Annotated in this window: 2 pseudogenes; one reads left to right on the top strand and one right to left on the bottom strand. The window is 51.7% G+C overall.

Going from position 1 to position 259, the window contains the following annotated elements:
- Nucleotides 1-128: pseudogene (locus FDX22_RS32335) on the top strand (SOS response-associated peptidase); the annotation flags it as partial.
- Here the strand turns inward: FDX22_RS32335 and FDX22_RS27485 are convergent.
- A pseudogene (locus FDX22_RS27485) lies at nucleotides 129-259 on the bottom strand (LexA family transcriptional regulator); the annotation flags it as partial. It lies immediately after the preceding pseudogene.

Genomic DNA, 259 nt, shown 5'->3' with positions numbered 1-259 from the left:
GAGGGAAAGAAGCGGCGGAAATTGCAGCCGACGGCTCCGTACCGGCTGATAAGTTTATATGGCATGCCGTGACGCGTGCCGTCGGGAATGTGAAAAATCAGGGCGCCGAACTAATACAACCAATATGATTACATCACCGGGCAGTCATCAAACTCCGCGTTCCTGGCATCATTAATGATGTAAGTAATCACCCCGAATATAGCGGGTGCAGAACCGTAACCGTCATCATCTATTGGTAGCGCCTCCCTTCTCCCGCTCT

The sequence above is a fragment of the Citrobacter sp. TBCS-14 genome (assembly GCF_005280805.1).
Taxonomy (GTDB): Bacteria; Pseudomonadota; Gammaproteobacteria; order Enterobacterales; family Enterobacteriaceae; genus Citrobacter; species Citrobacter gillenii.
Note: the sequence above shows the minus strand (reverse complement) of the source record. Positions and strands in the feature narration are given on the sequence as shown.